The sequence below is a fragment of the Dyella sp. genome, from assembly GCF_036746095.1.
GTDB lineage: Bacteria > Pseudomonadota > Gammaproteobacteria > Xanthomonadales > Rhodanobacteraceae > Dyella_B.
The window spans coordinates 92,721-110,932 of sequence record NZ_DAIOEU010000008.1 but is presented as its reverse complement, the minus strand read 5'-3'; the positions used below and the strand labels follow the sequence as shown (position 1 = coordinate 110,932).

The 18,212-nt window shown below is 58.0% G+C and carries 19 protein-coding genes and 1 pseudogene; 12 read left to right on the top strand and 8 right to left on the bottom strand.

Annotation, left to right across the window (positions count from 1 at the left end; translation table 11 throughout):
* Positions 1-95: 95 nt before the first annotated feature.
* Positions 96-1,082: a phytanoyl-CoA dioxygenase family protein gene (locus tag V7M64_RS06000; protein ID WP_333677761.1), complete on the bottom strand. Its 987-nt coding sequence runs from the start codon at positions 1,080-1,082 to the stop codon at positions 96-98.
* Between the two features lie 252 nt (positions 1,083-1,334).
* Positions 1,335-2,501, bottom strand: coding sequence for a family 16 glycoside hydrolase (locus V7M64_RS05995; RefSeq protein WP_333677760.1), 1,167 nt, complete (start codon positions 2,499-2,501; stop codon positions 1,335-1,337).
* 379 nt (positions 2,502-2,880) lie between these two features.
* Here V7M64_RS05995 and V7M64_RS05990 point away from each other — a divergent pair, with 379 nt between their 5' ends.
* Positions 2,881-3,315 (top strand): SMI1/KNR4 family protein, encoded by a 435-nt coding sequence (locus V7M64_RS05990; protein WP_333677759.1) that lies wholly within the window; start codon positions 2,881-2,883, stop codon positions 3,313-3,315.
* 143 nt (positions 3,316-3,458) lie between these two features.
* Here V7M64_RS05990 and V7M64_RS05985 read toward each other — a convergent pair whose 3' ends face one another.
* On the bottom strand, positions 3,459-4,067 hold the full coding sequence (locus tag V7M64_RS05985) for a pentapeptide repeat-containing protein (protein WP_333677757.1): 609 nt from the start codon (positions 4,065-4,067) through the stop codon (positions 3,459-3,461).
* A 668-nt stretch (positions 4,068-4,735) separates the two neighbouring features.
* On the opposite strand from V7M64_RS05985, the gene V7M64_RS05980 reads away from it, so the two are divergent.
* From V7M64_RS05980 to V7M64_RS05960, 5 genes and pseudogenes are all read left to right on the top strand, one after another.
* Positions 4,736-5,401, top strand: coding sequence for a response regulator transcription factor (locus V7M64_RS05980; RefSeq protein WP_333677756.1), 666 nt, complete (start codon positions 4,736-4,738; stop codon positions 5,399-5,401).
* The gene (locus tag V7M64_RS05975) at positions 5,398-6,717 is read left to right on the top strand and encodes an ATP-binding protein (RefSeq protein ID WP_333677754.1); all 1,320 of its coding nucleotides are present in this window, start codon (positions 5,398-5,400) and stop codon (positions 6,715-6,717) included. Before V7M64_RS05980 ends, V7M64_RS05975 begins: the two co-directional genes overlap by 4 nt.
* 62 nt (positions 6,718-6,779) lie before the next feature.
* On the top strand, positions 6,780-7,676 hold the full coding sequence (locus V7M64_RS05970) for an alpha/beta hydrolase (RefSeq protein WP_333677752.1): 897 nt from the start codon (positions 6,780-6,782) through the stop codon (positions 7,674-7,676).
* Positions 7,673-8,251, top strand: a complete 579-nt coding sequence (locus tag V7M64_RS05965) for a cytochrome b/b6 domain-containing protein (protein WP_333677750.1) — start codon at positions 7,673-7,675, stop codon at positions 8,249-8,251. The genes V7M64_RS05970 and V7M64_RS05965 overlap by 4 nt, the downstream gene beginning before the upstream one ends.
* Before the next feature lie 124 nt (positions 8,252-8,375).
* A pseudogene (locus V7M64_RS05960) lies at positions 8,376-9,010 on the top strand (transposase); the annotation flags it as partial.
* A 179-nt stretch (positions 9,011-9,189) separates the two neighbouring features.
* Here the strand turns inward: V7M64_RS05960 and V7M64_RS05955 are convergent.
* Positions 9,190-10,215: a dienelactone hydrolase family protein gene (locus V7M64_RS05955; RefSeq protein WP_333677748.1), complete on the bottom strand. Its 1,026-nt coding sequence runs from the start codon at positions 10,213-10,215 to the stop codon at positions 9,190-9,192.
* Positions 10,216-10,347: 132 nt separating this feature from the next.
* Between V7M64_RS05955 and V7M64_RS05950 the strand changes: the two genes are divergently transcribed.
* The gene (locus V7M64_RS05950; RefSeq protein WP_333677746.1) at positions 10,348-10,857 is read left to right on the top strand and encodes a hypothetical protein; all 510 of its coding nucleotides are present in this window, start codon (positions 10,348-10,350) and stop codon (positions 10,855-10,857) included.
* A 56-nt stretch (positions 10,858-10,913) separates the two neighbouring features.
* A complete protein-coding gene (locus V7M64_RS05945) occupies positions 10,914-11,363 on the top strand; it encodes a hypothetical protein (RefSeq protein WP_333677745.1) in 450 nt (149 codons plus the stop codon).
* Positions 11,364-11,401: 38 nt separating this feature from the next.
* Here V7M64_RS05945 and V7M64_RS05940 read toward each other — a convergent pair whose 3' ends face one another.
* Positions 11,402-11,857, bottom strand: coding sequence for a hypothetical protein (locus V7M64_RS05940; RefSeq protein ID WP_333677743.1), 456 nt, complete (start codon positions 11,855-11,857; stop codon positions 11,402-11,404).
* Positions 11,858-12,279: 422 nt separating this feature from the next.
* Between V7M64_RS05940 and V7M64_RS05935 the strand changes: the two genes are divergently transcribed.
* From V7M64_RS05935 to V7M64_RS05925, 3 genes are read left to right on the top strand one after another with little or no spacing between them, the layout of a single operon-like run.
* Positions 12,280-12,648, top strand: a complete 369-nt coding sequence (locus V7M64_RS05935; RefSeq protein ID WP_333677742.1) for a PadR family transcriptional regulator — start codon at positions 12,280-12,282, stop codon at positions 12,646-12,648.
* Entirely contained in the window at positions 12,645-13,586 is a 942-nt protein-coding gene (locus tag V7M64_RS05930) for a sensor domain-containing protein (RefSeq protein ID WP_333677741.1), read from the top strand. The genes V7M64_RS05935 and V7M64_RS05930 overlap by 4 nt, the downstream gene beginning before the upstream one ends.
* Positions 13,587-13,591: 5 nt before the next feature.
* Complete coding sequence (locus V7M64_RS05925; protein ID WP_333677739.1) at positions 13,592-14,056, top strand: DUF1579 domain-containing protein; 465 nt, start codon at positions 13,592-13,594, stop codon at positions 14,054-14,056.
* A 34-nt stretch (positions 14,057-14,090) separates the two neighbouring features.
* Here V7M64_RS05925 and V7M64_RS05920 read toward each other — a convergent pair whose 3' ends face one another.
* Positions 14,091-15,290, bottom strand: a complete 1,200-nt coding sequence (locus tag V7M64_RS05920; protein WP_333677738.1) for a DUF1501 domain-containing protein — start codon at positions 15,288-15,290, stop codon at positions 14,091-14,093.
* 17 nt (positions 15,291-15,307) lie between these two features.
* Positions 15,308-16,852: a DUF1800 domain-containing protein gene (locus V7M64_RS05915; RefSeq protein WP_333677737.1), complete on the bottom strand. Its 1,545-nt coding sequence runs from the start codon at positions 16,850-16,852 to the stop codon at positions 15,308-15,310.
* A 161-nt stretch (positions 16,853-17,013) separates the two neighbouring features.
* On the opposite strand from V7M64_RS05915, the gene V7M64_RS05910 reads away from it, so the two are divergent.
* Positions 17,014-17,613, top strand: coding sequence for a class I SAM-dependent methyltransferase (locus V7M64_RS05910; protein WP_333677736.1), 600 nt, complete (start codon positions 17,014-17,016; stop codon positions 17,611-17,613).
* 151 nt (positions 17,614-17,764) lie between these two features.
* Here the strand turns inward: V7M64_RS05910 and V7M64_RS05905 are convergent, their stop codons facing one another.
* Positions 17,765-18,031: a GIY-YIG nuclease family protein gene (locus V7M64_RS05905; protein ID WP_333677735.1), complete on the bottom strand. Its 267-nt coding sequence runs from the start codon at positions 18,029-18,031 to the stop codon at positions 17,765-17,767.
* Positions 18,032-18,212: the final 181 nt, after the last annotated feature.

Here is an 18,212-nt window from a genome sequence, read left to right as displayed (position 1 = left end):
ACCTGTGGCGATGGGCGTTGCCCGTGTGGCCAGCGGGGCAAGGGAGGGGTGAAGCGGATGCGGCGAGGTATCAAACATGCGCTGAATCCAGCGGATCAAGACTTCCACTCTTCGGTGTAGGCAAAGCGCGTGGGCCGCAGCGACATGTATTGCACGACGCGCGGTCGCTGCGCGCGGTTCGGACTGCTGCCGTGCGGCAGCAGGTGATGCCAGATGATCATGTCGCCGCGCCTTGCGGCGATCGGCTTCATCGTCAATGTGCGTCCTGCATGGCTATGCACGTTCGCGCCTTCGGGAACGCTTTTCAGCCACTGCTTCAGTTTGCGGTGAAATCCGGGTACGCAGCTGAAGGCCCCCTGGTCCTCCGCAACGTCGGCGAGATATACGATGCCCTGCAAATCAAGGCAGTGCGGCTCAGCGAGCGTGGCGTCCCAATGCAAATGCGGTCCAGGAAACGGCCAGTCGGCGCGTTCCGGCGGATTGAATCCGCCCTGGTCGATGGTTACCCACAGATCTTCGCGTCCCCACAGCTGGGCATGGGCCTTGTGAATACGTGGCGAGCGACGATTGGCGACCAGCGCCGGATGCCGCATTAGCGGCACCCAGATGGAATGACCCAGTGATTGGCGGTACCAGGAATCCGGATCATCGCGGCTCATGCCTAAAAAATCGTAGATGGCCATCTCGGCGGCTTCCGCGGCTTCCACGCTGATCGCGTCGCGCAGAATGACGTAGCCATGCTCGTGCCAGTGTGCGAGCTCGTCCGCATCCAGGCCTTCAACGTCGTCGAGATTGCCGACTTCGGCGCCGACGGTTTCGCCGGCGAGCGCACGCCGCAGGCGAACCAGCGCGGCTTCCGTCAGTTCGTCGCCATGGCACTCCCGTACCCAGGCTTCGAATTGCGCATAACTCGGCCGTTGGTGATGCAAATAGCGCAGGGTTTCCAGCACATTGAGGCGCAAGCCAGCCAACAGGGTCTTGGCGACGTCCTGCGGTAGCGGCGCGGCCGATCCTGGCGCGCATTCGCGAGCCCAGTAGGTATGCAGTTCCTTGATACCAAGGCTTGTCCCCGTTTCAATCATTCGTGCTCCTCGCGGCTGACACATAACGGCAACGTCTGCATTTAGCGAATGGCAAAGACCTTCAGAACTCAGTTACGGCGACAGCCAGTCGAGCGGTCGGCCAGGCGTGATGCGGCTACTTGGTCGATGCCGCCCTGGATTGCGGTGCGTGGCCCTTAGCGATCGAAAGGACTTGGTCGATGGCATCCGCGACGATTTCGGACGATCGTACTGGATCTCCCATCTCGCGTCCGTTCCGGTGGAGTGTAGCGATCATTTCTGCGTGATACCTGCGGCCTGGTCCAGTTGCATGATGAAGCCCCAGCCGTAGCTTCCCCGCATGTCGGGCGTATTGTCATCCAGGGCTACCATGATCTCGTTCGCACCTTTGTGCAACGGAAGATCGAAGCTGCCGTTTTCCAATGAAAGTCGACCATCCGGCCGTTTGCGTCCTCCTTTTACGTTGTAAAGGTTCTTGCCGGAGAAGACGGGCTTGCCGTTTGCATAGACCCAGATCTCACGCAACCAACCTACCGATACATGTCGGACCTGTTTACGATCCGACTGCATCGTGGTGCGCAGCCAAATGAGCTGGCGAGGCTGGCCTTTGGGAATGGGCGCGTGGTTTCTGCTCAGATTGATGAGGCCACCGAAATCGGCAGTCACGGGTGACCAACGTGACGTGGATCCCGGCATTTTCGTGAGGTTGGGTTCTTCTGTCGCGGCGAGTGCAACAGGGCTGCTTTCCCGCCAGTGAACGAGATAACGGCGATCGTTGGCTACTGGATCCGGAACAGGTTTGGCATCGACGCCATCGCTTACGCCAGGTTGGAGGACGACGTTGGCGTAGTACGCCGTTCCCTCAAAGGCAATGGTGCCCGTGGGCGAAGCTCCCTCCAGATGTGCAACCCGCAGCGATGGCTCGGTTCGTCCATTCACATACACGCTCATGCGTTTGCCGGATATGACGAGCCTGATGTGATTCCACTCGTTTTCGCGAAAAGGTGCCGGTGCCTGATATTGAGGATAGACGTCCCAAAGGATGCGACCGTTGATGATCGGTGCGTATTGCAGGCAGTCCTGGGAGGCCGGGCAATCGGCGCCGACGCGGATATAAAGCATGTCCGCGTTGTCGCCGTCTTTCTGGTGGAAGCGAATGCCGGGGAATTCTTCGCCCACGGGCTTGATGTCGAATTCGATGGTGCCGTCTTTGAATTGAATGGCTTTGGACGCGACGAAGCCTCGCTCGCTTTCTGACGTCACCTGGAGGATGCCATTCGGAAATGCCTCGCGTGCGATGAATGTTGCGTTGTGGTCGGCCTGCCACGCATTGGCAACCAGCGGGACATTCACCGTCGTAGGGATATCGGATGAGGCACAGGCCAAAGCACTGCTCAGCAGGCTGAGCGCTACTATCGAACGAGCAAATTGCTTTTGCATAACGGTCTACCGAGGGGCGTGCGCGCACCCTAATAGAGCGTTTCAAAGGTGTCTGGACAGATGATGCGAAACGGACGGTCGGCGCCCTGAGTGGGCATGGCACCAAAGTGGGTGCGCCTTGGAAAACCAAAGTCTGTGCAATCCGGAATCGATATGTGCGCACTTTGCTTGTTGGTGCGTGGCAAGTGTATACATGCCTAGTTAAAACAATTAGTTAGTTTTCTCGTTCCTGCCTCAAACAGCCCTTTGACAACCAAAGTATGTGCTGAAACCATTCAGAGCAGGTCAGATATCGACCCGAAGCAGACTCTCACGATCAGAGTAAATCCCGGGAAAATTTTCACTTTCGCAATGGCTATCGCCGAAGGTTGAACTCGAAATGGACAACCCTATTACGCTACGCGATATCTTTCGGGAATACTCCTTTGGAGAGCCTGCAACGCCCGAGATGCTGGATCGTGCGGAAGCCAAGCTCGGACACGCTTTGCCGCCTGTCCTACTCAGCCATTTTCTAGCATTCAATGGCTTCAAGGGGCCGACAGCCGCGGACTTCTTCTATTCTGTCGACCAGCTAGTCGAAATGACGCTGTTCTTCCGTTCGGAAGATTACTTCCCTGGATTTCTGGACACCGCTGTTGCATTTGGTGATGACGGCACGGGACCTTGCTGGCTAATTCGCATTGATCAACCCGATACGATTATCGAGTGGGATGCAGAATGGGGCGAACACTATGACGTACTGCCAGGGTCAATAGCAGATGTCTGGCTGGCGAGAAAGGCCGCTTACGACAGGATTGCGGCGCGAGCGCCGTGATACCGGACGCATCCGCTTCCGACCCGAAGCAGACCTTGCAAAAGTGGCAATTTGAGCGACATGCGCGGTAAGTTTCTGACGCATAAGAATTACGAGCGTCCTGCAAAGCCGCGAAGGTCTGTGTAGTACCTGGAGAACTACCCTTAGGTGTCCGCGGGGGTGCGGGGTCTGGGCACCTTGGGTAGCGAGTTGGGCCGGTGGTCTCGGTCCAGGCTTTTCAGGTGGTCAAGAAAGATTTGACTCACGAAAGAGCCCTCCATTCGTGCGCCCGTAACCTGCGGATACTGACGAAATTCAACTGACCTCATGTCGCAGGTGCGCAACCAGGCATGCCGAAAATCAGTGGCATCCATAATGGCTTTGTCAAAGAAGCATGTGCGGAGGCGCGCTTGTGCCATTACGGTGCGGTCCAGAATCGCGCCTCTGAATGACGAGCCTTCGAACTCAGACGAAGTGAAGTCGACCAGGGTTAGGTCCGCGCCATAGAAAAATGCAATTCCCAGGGAACAGCGGATGGGTTCCCTGTAGCCGTTGAGATTGATGCCTTCAAGTTGGAGAGGGGGTAGTTCTGAGAAGGGGGAAGTGAGCTTCCTCAATTGCACAGCCAGCGCTTTTTGACTGGCATGCAGTGCTTGCTGATTACCTGATCTCGCGGCCTCGCGGTTCGCTTCGGCCAACACATGCAGCTGTTTTGCCAGCTCGTTTGCTGTTTCGGGCATGATTGTGATTGTCCCCGCCTGGGTGGATGCCATGGCCCGACCTGATTGATCAGGATGGGCGAGGAAGGAGTCGATTCTGCCCTTTGCCTGCGACCGTGTCGATGCCCCTTATTGGCGCGCATAGTTACATGACAGCCAGCCGCGCGCACCTCCCCGTGTACGGGCATCGTCACTTTTATACCTACTGGACAATCGCCTTGCTCACGCTCGATAACGCGTCGGGATTTAAGTCCCCCTTGGTGAAGTCGGCAGCAGATTGGTGCGATGTGGTCGTTCCTGGGAAACAACGTATCCAGGCAGCCTGGTGCTGAGCGTGGGGGCCGAGGAGCGCTTACGGCTATCTTTTAGCTGGCAGTGGGACGTGACGCGGATTAGGTCCGCTTCCACCCAAAGCAGACACGAACATACTGGCCACTACCATGGCGATCCAAGAAGCAAGGCAGAGGCGATCATGAGGTTTAGTAAGAGGAAAGGATTACTTTTTCTGCCGCTTTCTTTCGCGGTTTTTTTTCGCTAATCGTGTCAATTGCAGCGCGAGAAGATCGATGAAGCCTCAAGAGGGTAAATCAGCTGATGTTTGTAAGGCTGCAGTATTACTCGATATCATCTTAGTGGACACTATCTCGGCGATGGCGCAGTTCTCTTGTTTAGCGGGTCAGTTCGCTTTTTGACAACTTTTGCAACTTGAGTACTCCGAAGTTATGCGCATCCTGCTAATTGAAGACGATGTCATGATAGCCACGGACCTAAGCAGGTCGATCAAAGAGGCAGGTTACGCTGTGGACTGGGTTCAAGACGGCGTCTCCGGTCAAGCCGCCCTCGATGGTGGCACGTATGCAGCGATCGTGTTGGATCTAGGGCTTCCGCGTCGTTCCGGTTTACAGGTACTGCACACGATGCGCAAAGGTTGCGACGCAACGCCTGTCGTCATTCTGACAGCAAGAGATGGCGAAGATGAGCGCGTGGAAGCCCTCGATGCTGGTGCGGATGACTATGTCGTCAAACCATGCTCATTTAGAGAGCTTATGGCGCGTCTGCGCGCGGTCATCAGGCGGCGCGACGGTCACGCGCAGTCGTTGATCGGAACAGACGGTTTACAGCTCGATCTCGCCTCTCGTGAAGCCGTGCATAGAAACGTAAGACAACCGTTGTCGGCTCGCGAGTTTGCTGTTCTACATGCGTTGCTTGAACGTCCTGGATCCATACTTTCGCGAGAGCAATTGGAAAGTCGCGTTTACGGCTGGAACGAGTCGATTGGAAGCAACGCCATTGAGGTGGTTATTCACGGCTTGAGGAAGCGGCTCGGTGCGGACGTGATTCTGAACGTTAGGGGCTTGGGCTGGCGCGTTCCAAAGGACGATGCATGACGTCGCTGAAGCGTCAGCTTTTTGTTTGGCTTTTGCCGCTTTACATCGTTACGGCGGTTGTGGCGATGATGGTCAGCTATCGGCAATACGAAACGAATATCGGCGCCTTTATGGACGGCCAGCTTCACGGTCTGGCCAATAGCCATATCCAGCAAATCACGCTGTCTAAAAGGCTTCCCGTTTTACCGTCAGTGGACGAGCAACACAGCGAGCACGACGGCACTCCGATTGTTCAATTCTGGAGCAGCGACGGCAGGCTGATATCCGGTTCGCGGCCAGTGCCTGGCTTGACACTACAGAGCGCCGATGGCCCGCGCGATGTTGAAGCGGATGAAAGCTGGAGGGTATATACCCTGTTGGCGTCGCCGATTAGTGTGCAGCTGGTGCAGAGCAATGCATTTCGGCACCGGGTCATGTGGCACTCAGCGTGGAAGTCGGCAGAACCAATTGCCATTTTGATACCGCTTTCCATAGTCTTGTTGTGGTTCGCCGTGCATCGATCCCTGCGGCCGCTAGGCCGACTTGTCCATACAATTTCCGAAAAGGACGAGCGCGATTTCGCTGAACTACCCATCGACCGTTCGCCGAAAGAAATCGCGCCATTGCTTGTATCGATGAATGGCTTGCTAAAGCGGTTGCAGATGGCCTTCGCTACACAACAGCGATTTGTGCAGGACGCTGCGCACGAGCTGCGAACGCCCTTGGCAGCCTTGGTCTTACAAGCAGAACGCTTGCGGGCGAAATGGGGCGACACGTCGAATGAAGAGCTCGATCGACTAGAAGCCGGCATCCAGCGGCTACATCGGCTTGTCACGCAACTTCTTCGGCTTGAGCGGCAAGAATCGTTGGCTCGCAAACAGGAATTGTCTGTTATAGAAATCGGGAACGTCCTCAAGGATTCCATCACTGATTTACTTCCGCTCGCCGATCAGCGACGAATCGACATTGGCTGCCGCATTTCTGAAGTCGTTCGACTTCGTGCTGATGTTAACGACCTGCGCAGCGTGTTCGACAATCTTCTCGACAATGCATTGCGCTATACCCCGGCTGGCGGAGCCGTTGACATCACGCTGATGCGCCAGGGTGATGGTTTCGTTGTCGACTTTCTCGACACGGGCCCCGGCATACCGCCGGCGTTGCTTGAGAGGGCGTTCGATCGCTTCTATCGCGTACTCGGCCAATCCGCGCCGGGGAGCGGACTTGGACTCGCTATCGCCCGATCGGCAGCACTACGCAGTGGCATGCGCATCGAGTTGCAAAATCGCTCTGATCGAAGCGGACTTCTTGCGCGCGCTCACTTGCCTCGCAGCACTTAATTTCCACCTAAGTATCGCTAGCTAGATTGCGGCGCATCCTAACTGATTGATCGGATGTCGCCATGAAGCTGAAATACGGGTGGTGTTTGTTGGCGCTTCTCGCCATGTCAACGCGATCGGAAGCGGCAACGCAGACCGGATCGGTCGACGTTGGCGATCATGTGCGCATTCACTATCTGCAGGCGGGGCCAGAGAACGCCACTCGAACGCTGTTGTTCATCCCTGGCTGGACCATCAGTGCGTCCATTTGGTCCAAGCAAGTCGCTTATTTCGAGGCACGTGGGTATCGCGTCATCACGATCGATCCTCGTTCGCAAGGCGGTTCCACGGTCGTTATGACGGCCAATGCGCCGGAAGACCGTGCATCGGATATCGCTCAGGTCATTGCACAATTGAAGTTGCACGACATTGTGCTGATCGGATGGTCACAAGGTGCGCAGGATGTGGCTGCATACGTTGCACGATACGGTTCGGCCAACATAAGCGGGTTTGTGCTGGTCGATAGCCCAGTCAGCGGAGGTGTCAATGACGTTCGGGAAAATCCCGGATTCGTCTCCAACGTTATGCAAAGCGTCAGCGCTTATGCAAGTGATCCTCCTGCTTATATCGACAGGCTAATGCACGCCATCATCAGCACGCCTACGCCGCCGCAGGTCTACGCAAAACTGGACGAAGAGGCTCTAAAAACACCTAGCGACGTGGGTGTTTCCATGCTCGTCCAAGACCTATTCACCGTCGATCGCCGGCCAAGCCTGCGACAGTTCGCCAAGCCCACGCTTGTCGTGGCGTCATCGAAGAGCCCGCTGCTCGATCAGCAACGGAAGATGCTTGAGGTGCTGCCATCGGCACGTCTTATCGTCATCGAAAAAGCAGCACATGCCGTGTTTTTCGATCAGCCGGACGAGTTCAACCAGGATCTCGATGCCTTCATTACGTCACTGCGCGGCCAAAAGTCATGACATATGTTTCCGCCAGAGAGTACGACGGCGCCACACGCTACTTGCACGGTGCTTTGGCAGCGGGTGTCGTAATTCAGCTGCTATTGAGTGCCGCCATGACGGTACCAGCGGGCCGGGGTCTGGGTACGCAGAATTGGCATAGGGCGGCCTTTGAGTTGCATGCGAAAGTCGGCCTCTTCATCACCGCGGTTTGCGTTTGCCATTGGATATGGATTTTCCTGCCGCGAGCGAAGCCTGGATATCTGCATCTGTTTCCATGGATTAATCTGGAGGGCCGCGTTGCACTGCGACAGACCTTCGCCATGTTGGCGTCGCCACATCATCGGCCACTGACGTTGGGGCCGCTAATCGGAACTGTCCACGGTTTAGGGTTCTTGGCCGTCACTGGCAGCATGGTGTGCGGCGTTATCAATTATCTGGGTTACTTTCTTGGCGCCCCCGTTCCCCGAATCGTGCTGCATTACGCGGGCATGGCCCATATCACATTCGGTTATTTGATCTGGGTTTTCGTTGTTGGGCACGCCGCGATGGCTGTCGTGCATCGCGCCAGCAGCTGGATTCCAAAACGCTTATAGAACCAGATATTTCTCGATAGTAATTTGCTCTTTGCTTAGAAACGCCTGCTTTGGGTCCAGCCTGTGTGAAAACACCCCGTAAGACGCACGACTTACTCTAGCGGCAATCCGGGCGGAGTGCCTCATGAAGCGATTCGTGGAAGGGCTGAGCCGATCACAGAGCCTGCTCTTCCCCGAGCGGCTGGACGATTATATCGGCGATGACAATCCCGTCCGTATAATTGACGTCTTCGTCGATGAACTGGATCTTGGCTCGCTGGGGTTGAAAGCATTGAGCCCGCCCTCACGGGGCGGCCCCGTTACCACCCGGCCACGCTGCTAAAGATTTACATCTACGGTTACCTCAACCGCGTGCCATCCAGCCGACGCATGGAGCGCGAAACGCAGCGGAATATCGAGCTGATCTGGCTTACCGGGCGATGCTCGCCTGATTTCAAAACCCTGGCCGATTTCCGCAAGGATAATGGACCGGCTATTCGCCGTGTTTGCAGCCAGTTCGTACTGCTGTGCCGACGCATGCAGCTCTTTACCGATGCCGTCGCTGCCATTGACGGTAGCAAGTTCAAGGCCGTCAACAGCCGCGACCGCAACCTGTCTGAGGCCAAGCTCAAGGCGCGCATGAAGCAATTGGAAAGCAACGTAGCGCGCTACTTGGACGAACTGGATCGCGCCGACGGCGAACCGGGCCAACTGCCCGAGGCGCGCGTAGCCCACCTAAAGCGCAAGATCGCCACCGTCCGCGAACATATGCATCAGCTCGCGGACATCGGCGAAATTTCGGAAGATTGAGCGCGCTGTCCCACAGGCTCATCCATGCGACAGGCCTCTTGACTCGCCAAGCGGTTGAAGCCGTCCATCACGCGCCATATCCCGATGGTTTGACCAAGGGACACCACCCTGGCGCTCCCGCTCGCATGCCGTTGCGATGAAGGCATCGCTTACTTGATCCCTCCAGCGCCCCTGAGATGGGTGGCGAAGAAGCGGACGACCTCGGCGTTCATCGCCTTGTGCGCGGCAACGCGATCAAAGCCGCCAGGGTCTTTGCACAACGCGGGCGGCTTCAGGAGCCCGCACGGCGCCAGGAAGGATAGATGCGTGGCTCCCGGCAGTGTGTGGGTCTCCGCGTGGTCGCCGAGGCCCTGCTCGATGATCTGGACGTTGGTCGCATAGGGCACGGTTTCATCGTTGGCCCCATGCCAGACCTGCACCGGAATACGGACATCAGACAGGCCACCATGGTCGAATGTGAAACCCAGTCCTGGGGCCGCCACGACCGCGGCACGGATGCGCGCGTCACGCTTGAAGACGCCCGCGCCTGTCGAGCTAGTAACTAGAGGCGATCCCACCTGCGCGAGGACCTTGCAGATGAACTCTGGCGTGCGCCGACAGTGGTTGGCAATGGCCGTCATGTCCGGCGTGCCGCCAGCCAACGTCAGCACGGTGAAGCCGCCGGCGGAGAAGCCGAAGGCGCCCACGCGCGATTGATCGACTGCATGTGCGTTTGGCCAGCGCTGCAGCACGTAGTCCAGCGTGGCGCGTACCTGCTCCGCGCGCTCGTTGAAGAGCGCCGGAGAATCCTGCCGGCTTCGATCCGCGTAATTGTCCCCCGCGTGCGTCGGCGCGGCGACCACGTAGCCGGCGCTCGCCAGATCCATGGCCAAGTCGACATGGCTGAGCGCACTGCCGTCATTGCCGTGGGAGATCACGACCACCGGTAGGCCAGTGCCCAGGACCGGCGCGTCGCGCGCGACACTCAGCAAATTGCCGCCAATGAACGTCGTGGCGCGCGGCACGCCGGTCGTCGGGTACCAAAGCGCGACCGCAATGGGCCCGCTGGGGCTTTCGACCCGCACAACCTGGAAGCCAACCGGCTTGTCTGAGCGCCTGGCCGTGCTGAAGACGTAAACCCCGAGCACGACGAAAAGCACCGCCAGAAGGGCGGCAAGCCGTTTAAGCCACTTCATGTTATCCCCGGATGAGCTCGTAACTGCCAACAGCGTGGCCACTTTTCGGTGGCCGCCTTCCCTACTCGACGGTCAAATCGCCAGCACCCCAACGGGGATGCGCCATGAGACCTCGGGCACGACAGACAGTCAATGGGCAGTTCGGCACTGTGTCTCCCGGTACGTGGTCGTCAGGCGCTGTTGTCCGAGGGGGCTCGCCAATGTCCGCCACCCGAAGCGGACACATTTCTGACCCACCGCGGCAGCTATTCGGAACAGAATTGGTTGAATATGGGCTCGTTGTGGGGCAACTTGAGACTGATCTTCCAGATCCTCCTAGCGGCACTAATTGCACCCTTCGTCGCGGTTGCGGTAGGCGGCCTTTTGGCCGTGAATTGGGCTATGGATGCGTGGGCTGGCCACAAATTTGAGCAAATTCAATGGGGCGAGTCCGAAGCTTCCGTTGTGAAGCAGATGGGCAAGCCGAATACGGTGCGACGCTGCGGCGAGAACCTTTGGTGGGGCGATGACGCCCATTACCGAGGGAGGAATAATGGGTCGTGCGTGACTGAAGTTCACTACGAGTATTTCCTTAGCGCTTGGGCGGTCGGCTATTCGAAGGACGGCCTGGTCGTTTCGAAGTACCACCACTTTTCGGAATAACTTCGTACGCTCTGAATGTTCGTTTTCGACCCGAAATCAAGAAGGATCTCGCAACGATGATCGCATTTCTAAAATCGCTTGTTCCTGTTAGCTGGGCGTGCCTACTCGTTGCATGCGCAAGTTTTGCACTGGCCATCTATGCCTGGCTTCCGTTGGCGAATCACTCTTCTGCGATGATGTTCCCATTGGTTTGGTCGACCATGCTGACGGGCTTTTCTTGCTATGTATTAATGGCAAGACATCGCATGGTTTCCGCTGGCACTATTCGAAAGATTCAGTTCAAGCTTTCAATGCCTCGCTTCTATTCATTCGCGGTGTTCTTTTCGCTTGGGTATTTGTTGCTAATTTTTTTAGGATCCTTTTTGATCTATCCTCAGGGAGTCGATTTGGGTACGGCCGTGAACTTACGTATTGCATCAGCATTCACATTATTTCTAAATATTGCAGCGATACATTTTTCGCAATGGTCGGGACTAAGCCTGCGGGCGTATCGCGCCTTGAAATAACTGCTGATTTAGCCAATACCCGCCACCCGAAGCGGAAACTATCGGCCGGCAGTTGCAGGGCTCTGGACTTTGTAGTGATCGCGCGCGGCTTTGAACCCAAACAGATAGATCGAGCAGATGACAGCCCAAATCAGAATTCCCAACAAATTGCCCTCATCAAATGGTAGCGGATTTGGCGCTCCCCAAATAACGTGAGTAATTTCAAAAGGCAGACACTGCAGAACCGGAAGAACTACCAGAGCAATCCTTGTCCACGCTTGACGACGAACAACGCCGAATCCGAATGCGAGCATAAATAAGCCGCCTACCAACACGGCGACAGCTACCCGCGTATGCCAGAGCTCATTCCAGCCCAACGATTTTTGCCCTACAGGGAAGTTGGAAAAACCCGGTATAAACGCCCCTGCGATAAACATCACACCAATGAGCATGCTTGCCAGCGCAACGATTTGAAGCGGCTTTGACTCTGGAAGATGAAACGGTTGTCGCGACATTTGGTCTCCCTTGCCAACATCCGATAGGTCTTTTGTTGTGGCCGAGCTGGAAAGATTGATTCTAAATAGCAATGGCCACTTCGGGTGGCGGACGTTAAAAGGATGCCTGCGGCGTGTGTGAACGGCAACTTGAACGTTGTCCCTTGGCCGCCGCAGTCGCGTCGGTTCTAGTCAGAGCGGGCCGTTATTCCTGAAATTGGCCCCAAAGCCTATGGACGGTTCAGAGAACGATCTCAATGCCTGTGGTCGATTGACACCAAAACATGTGCGGCCGCTCTGACATCAAAATGTGTGCAACGCGCACATATTTTGGTGTCATGCCCACAAGGCGGCACAGGCGCAGCCCATGACTTCATGCCTATGCACTAGTACGAACTTCGCACTACTATTCTCTCCACGATAAGTGGAAGGGCAGGGCAGCCGTGGAAGACATTGCGGCCCAAATCAAGAAATTTCAGAAAGAGCTGTCGGCAGGGACGGTGTCGCTGGTTTTGCTGGCGGTGCTGGGGCAGTCGCGGCAGCCGTTGTATGGGTATCAGATTGCCAAGCGTCTGGAAGAGCTGGGGAACGAGGGCGTGCTGGCGGGCAAGCAGAGCGCGCTTTACCCGGTGCTGCGCAACCTGGAAGGGAGCGGCCTGTTGGCCAGCGAGGTGGAGCCCTCGGTAAGCGGGCCGCCGCGGCGTTATTACCGCATCACCAAATGGGGACGTGAGGTGCTGCGCGAGTGGATTGCGGCGTGGGGGGCTACGCGCGATTCGGTAGACAAGGTTCTGCAAGGAGACTGGCGATGAATGCGGATGCACCAAAGATGCCAAGGACGATTGCCGAATATCTGGAACAACTGCGCGCAGCGCTGCGTGGCGCGGATCCGGCGTTGATCCAGGATGCGTTGTACGACGCAGAGGAGCACCTGCGTGCCGAACTGGCTGATCAGCCAGGGCGCGGCGAGGCGGACATGCTGGCGAAAGTGGTCGGCAGTTACGGCGCGCCGGAGGAAGTGGCAGATATTTACCGCGACCAGGAAATAAAGATCCAGCGTGCGCTGCGTCCACCACGGCCGGCGAAACAGTCTTCCTGGGTGGGGCAGTTCTTTGGCGTGGCGGCCGATCCACATACCTATGGTGCACTGTTCTACATGGTGCTGTCGCTGGCCACGGGCATCTTTTATTTCACCTGGGCGGTGACGGGGCTGTCGCTGTCGGTTGGCTTGCTGGTGTTGATCATTGGCATTCCGTTTGCGCTGTTGTTCCTGGGTTCGGTGCGCGTCTTGGCGCTGGTGGAAGGCCGCATCGTGGAAACCATGCTTGGCGTGCGCATGCCGCGGCGGCCGGCCTTTTCCACACGTGGCATGTCGTTCTGGCAGCGCATCGGCGCGGTGCTCAGTGACCCGCGGACCTGGGGCACGGTGGGTTACATGTTGCTGATGCTGCCGCTGGGCATTGCGTACTTCACGATTGCGATAGCCATGCTTGCTACCTCGTTGGCATTGGCCTTGGCGCCGATAGGGAAGGCAGTGCTGAATTCGCTGGACGTGCCCTACTCCAATTGCGACGGTCCATCGCAGCTATGCGGTTTTGTGTCCTGGTGGAACAGCTGGCCGGGCACGATTTGCGCGTCGCTGATCGGTATTGTGATGTTGTTTGCCACGTTGCACATCGTGCGCGCGCTTGCTTATCTGCACGGTCAAATCGCCAAGCATTTGCTGGTGGCAGGCAGCGCGAGGGAGTGAGCGCCATGGACGTTGTGGAAGGCAATGTGCTGGACGCATTGGTAGGTGAGTGGTTGGGCGATGAAACAATCGCGACCACCCGCTGGGGCCATGGCGGGCCGGCGGCAGGCCACGTGAATGCGCGATTCGACCTCGGCGGCAGGGCGCTGTTGCTGGATTACCGCGAAACGCGCGATGGCAAGCTGGCGTTGCAGGCGCATGCGGTGTTCGTGGCCGGGCAGGAGCCGGGTGAGTATGCACTGTATTGGTTCGATAGCTACGGTTTTGCGCCCGTGCAACCGGCGACGGGGCATTGGGATGGGAAGCGGCTGGTGTTCCTGCGCAGTTCGCAGCGTGGGCAGACGCGGCACATCTATGAGTGGCTGGCGGATGGGGTCTATCGGTTGGTGTTGGAGAGCTCGTTTGATGGTGGGGTGAATTGGGAACGGGTAATGGAAGGGGAGTACCGCCGCATTGAGGATGTTGCGTAGGCTGCGATGGCAATCCCGGCATTCAATATCCAACCTACACCAATTGCAGATCGCGCGGTTTCGCCTGCGGAAATACATCCTGCAGCTGATTGCCGCGCAGGCCCCAGACGCGGCCCAGCAATCCGCTATATACATCCCGATAGTTGTTGAGCACCTGGTAATCGCGGTTCTGCAACAGGTTCTGCTGCGTTACCGCAAGCTGCTCACCGGCCATGCGCCCGCCATTGACCTTGCCGCCCAGTACCCAATGCACCGTGCCGTGGCCGTGGTCGGTACCGCGGTCGCCATTCTCGCGGAACGTGCGGCCGAATTCGGAAACCACCACCACCACGGTGTTGTTCCACTCGTTGCCGAGCGCGGCGGCGTAGGCGGCCAGTCCGTTGCCGAGGTTGCGCAGATTGTTGGCGAGGCCGCCGGTGACGTTGCCCTGGTTCACGTGCGTATCCCAGCCGCCGACGTCGACGAAACCTAGGCGGTATTGATCGCGCATCAATGCGGCAATGCGCTGCGTTTCCTGCGCGAAGCCGGAGGCGTTCGGCGCGCCGCGGCTGGCGGCGGTCATTTCCTTTTGCAGATCCATCGATACCGAGCTGCGCAGGCTCAGGCCATCGGCAGCGGCGGAAGCAAGCGGCGTGTTCCTGTACATGCCGGCGAGGATGGAAGACTGGCGCTGGTCGAAATTCGCCTTGGTATTGCCCTTCAGCGAGATGTTGGGAATATCCTTGCCCGCACCCTGGAAGCTCAACGGCAGGCTGTTGGTGAAGGCGATGGCGGGTACGCCGGTAAGCTGGCTGGACAGGCGCGCAAGGAAGCCGGAGCGATAATTGCCGTTGGCGTTCAACGGTTCGCCGCGTTCGATGCTGTCCTGCGTTTCGAAGTGGCTGCGCGAGAGGTCGTCCGTGCCGGCAAATGGAATGAAGGCGATCTGTTTCTTTTCCCACAGCGGATAGATCGAATCGCGCAATACCGGATTCATGCCCCAATGCGCATCGAGTGGCAGTGCCGCGTTCGGGTTGTTGGCGTCCGGTTTGGCGATGGCGATGGTCGGGCGCGATTCGTAGTAGAAATCGCTGCTGTGGGGCACCAGGAAGTTGTTGCAGTCATAGCCGCCGCGCAGGAACACGAACAGGAAGCGCGGCGAGCCGGCGGGGGCTGCAAAGAGACGGCCGGAGAAAGACAGCGCAGGCAGTGTGGCGGCGCTGGCGGCGGCGAGCAGGAATTGGCGACGGTTCATGACGGTCCCTCTTTGGCTCAGCGGTAATTGAAATCAGGGGAGGACAGCAGAAAGGTATTCCACTCCGCCGGCGAGTTGGCCTTGGCCAGTGCATCGCGGGTGGCGCTGGAAAGTGTGGGTTCCAGGGTTTGCCGGAACAGCGCGGAGTTCAACATCGGTGGCTCGGCGCGTTGTACTCCACCGTCCGCATTGGCAAACAGGCGGTTGCGTCCGCTGCCGATCGCGCGCGCCACGTCGAAGCGTTTCGCCATCTGGCCCGAGCTGGACCAGCTTGCGTTGTCGCTGGGATAGCCGTCCGGCGTGATGTGGCCGTACAGCGGTTCGGCCATCTGGTTGAGCCAGTTCACCAGCGGATCGGCATCGGTGATCGGTTCGCCGTCGTAGCTCATGCGCATCGCGGAGGCCACGAATTGCATGGGGTCCTTGAATTTCTTTCCGGCACCGGTGGTGGCGTATTTGGAAAGGAACATGGTGCGCAGCACGGCGGCGATATCGCCATCGGTGTTCTGGAAGGTGTTGGCCATGGCATTGACCAGCGCGGGCGGCGGATCATCGGCAATGAAATAAACCGCCAGCTGTTGCGAGATGAAATGCGCACATGCCGGTTGATGCACGATCAGGTCCACGGCTTGTTCGATTTCATCAAAGCCGCTGCCTTTGATGGTGTGCCCAAGAAATTGCTTGGTGCTGTAGTCGTGCCGTGCCGGCAGGAAGACGAACAGGCCGTTGCGCACCACGCCAGGGCGCCGATTGAAAAAACGGCCATCAACGCCATCGATGATATTGGGGCCTTCGCGCGGCGGAATGATGCCGGCGCCAGTCAGGATCAACGATAGCTGCTGCACATCCTGTTGCGTGTAGCCGGCATGCACGCCCAGCGTGTGCAGTTCCATCAATTCGCGTGCGTAGTTTTCGTTGGTCTTGCCGCGCACGTTGTGTGCATTGTCCAGATACAACTGCATGGCCGGGCTTTCCAGCGTGGCCATCACCAGGTCCTTGAACTTGCCCAGCGCGTGCGGGCGGATGACGTTCTCTTCGTAATCGGTGGCGAACAGGCCCACGGCGGCCTTGGGAGCGTAGATATTGAAGTGGTTGAGCCAGAACCAGACCATCTGCTCTTTCAGCTGGTTCTGGCCGTAGATGGCGCGCAGCAACTCCACTTCCTCGCTTTGCTTGTAGAGAACGCGGCGATACATCTGGAAGTCTTTCTTGGCCATTTCCTTGGCGCTGGTGTCGGCGGCGTCGACCGCTTTGACCTTTTTCGCTTCGGCGCGATAGTCGGCGATGAGCTTGGCGGGCGAGGTGTTGTAGACCTCGTAACTGTTGATCAATGGCGCGATGGCGGCCGGCAGGGGATCATCGCCGCCGGCCAGTTGCTCGTCGAGAAAACGCGTACGGCCCAGTTCGCGATAGCGTTCGACGGTAACGCTGTCCAGCCCGAAGCTGGCGCGGCGCAGCCAGGCGATATCGTCTGCGTCGAGTGGTGCGTTGCCAGCGGCCCACAGCGGCAGCGCCGCGGCAAGCAACAGCAGGCCCAGGTATTTCAAGCGTGGTGTGGGCATGGTTGGTGGTCCCCCCTTGGCACATAGGCACTCAACGCCCGGTTGCCTGTTGCGCTGACCGAGCCAGGTGCGAGCGTAAGGAAATATTCGGCTGTGATTCACGAATTTGCGCCGTGTCTGTTAAAGCGCGGTTACCATCGTCGCTCCCACGGAGCTGAAGCATGCGCAAGACTTACGACCAGGCCTATTTCGACAAGTGGTATCGCGACCCCAGGCACGCCGTGCGTTCGGCAGCGGCATTGAAGCGCAAGGTGGCGATGGTAGTGGCGCAAGCCGAGTACTACCTGGGGCGGCCGATTCGCAACGTGCTGGATGTGGGTTGCGGCGAGGGTGTGTGGCGCGCACCGTTGCTGGCATTGCGGCCGGACGTGGCGTATCGCGGGCTGGATTCCAGCGAGTACGCGGTGCGCCGTTATGGCAGCCGCCGGGATATTGGCCTGGCGCGCTTCGGGCAGCTGGCGGAACTGCGCTTTGATACGCGTTTTGATGTGATCGTGTGCACGGATGTATTGCATTACCTCAAGCCGGCGGAGATTCGTGCGGGCTTGATCGGGATCGGGGAGATGCTGGAAGGAATTGCGTTCCTGGAGGTGTTTACCAATCGCGATGATCTGGAAGGCGACCGGCATGAGCTGACGCTGCGCTCACCGGCGTGGTACCTGCGGGAGTTTCGCGAGGTGGGCTTGTTGGCGTGCGGGTCGCATTGTTATCTGGGGCCGCGCTTGGAGCGGCAGGTGGCGGCGTTGGAGCGGGCTTGGTGATGGGTTGCCGTGGTCGTCATTCCGGCGAACGCCGGAATCCAGTTAAAACATGGCGTGCGAAGCACTCGACATAAAAAAAATAGGAGTGCTACGCACGATGTATTTGACTGGATTCCGGCCTTCGCCGGAATGACGATGGTGGGAGATGGCGCTAAAGGATGGAGGGGTAGAGGTCGACCCATTCGGGGTTGCTTTCCTCGATAAGGCGGAGTTTCCAGGCTCGCTTCCAGCCCTTCAATAGTTTCTCCCTGCTGATGGCAGATTCCATGGTGGCGTGAAGCTCGTACCAGACCAGCAGGTGGGCATGGTATTGATTGGAAAATCCGGGCGCGAGGTTGTTCTTGTGCTGCCAGGCGCGTTTGATCAAGTCGCTTGTAACGCCGATGTAGAGCGTGCCGTTTCTCTGGCTGGCGAGCATGTAAACGCAGGGTTGTCTTTGATTCCCGAAGGGCATGTCCTTGCCTTATCGTCATTCCGGCGAAGGCCGGAATCCAGTTAAATACGTCGTGCGAAGCACGCCTAACCTTTTATGTTGAGTGCTTCGCCCAACGTGTTTTTTACTGGATTCCGGCCTTCACCGGAATGACGGTGAGGGGATA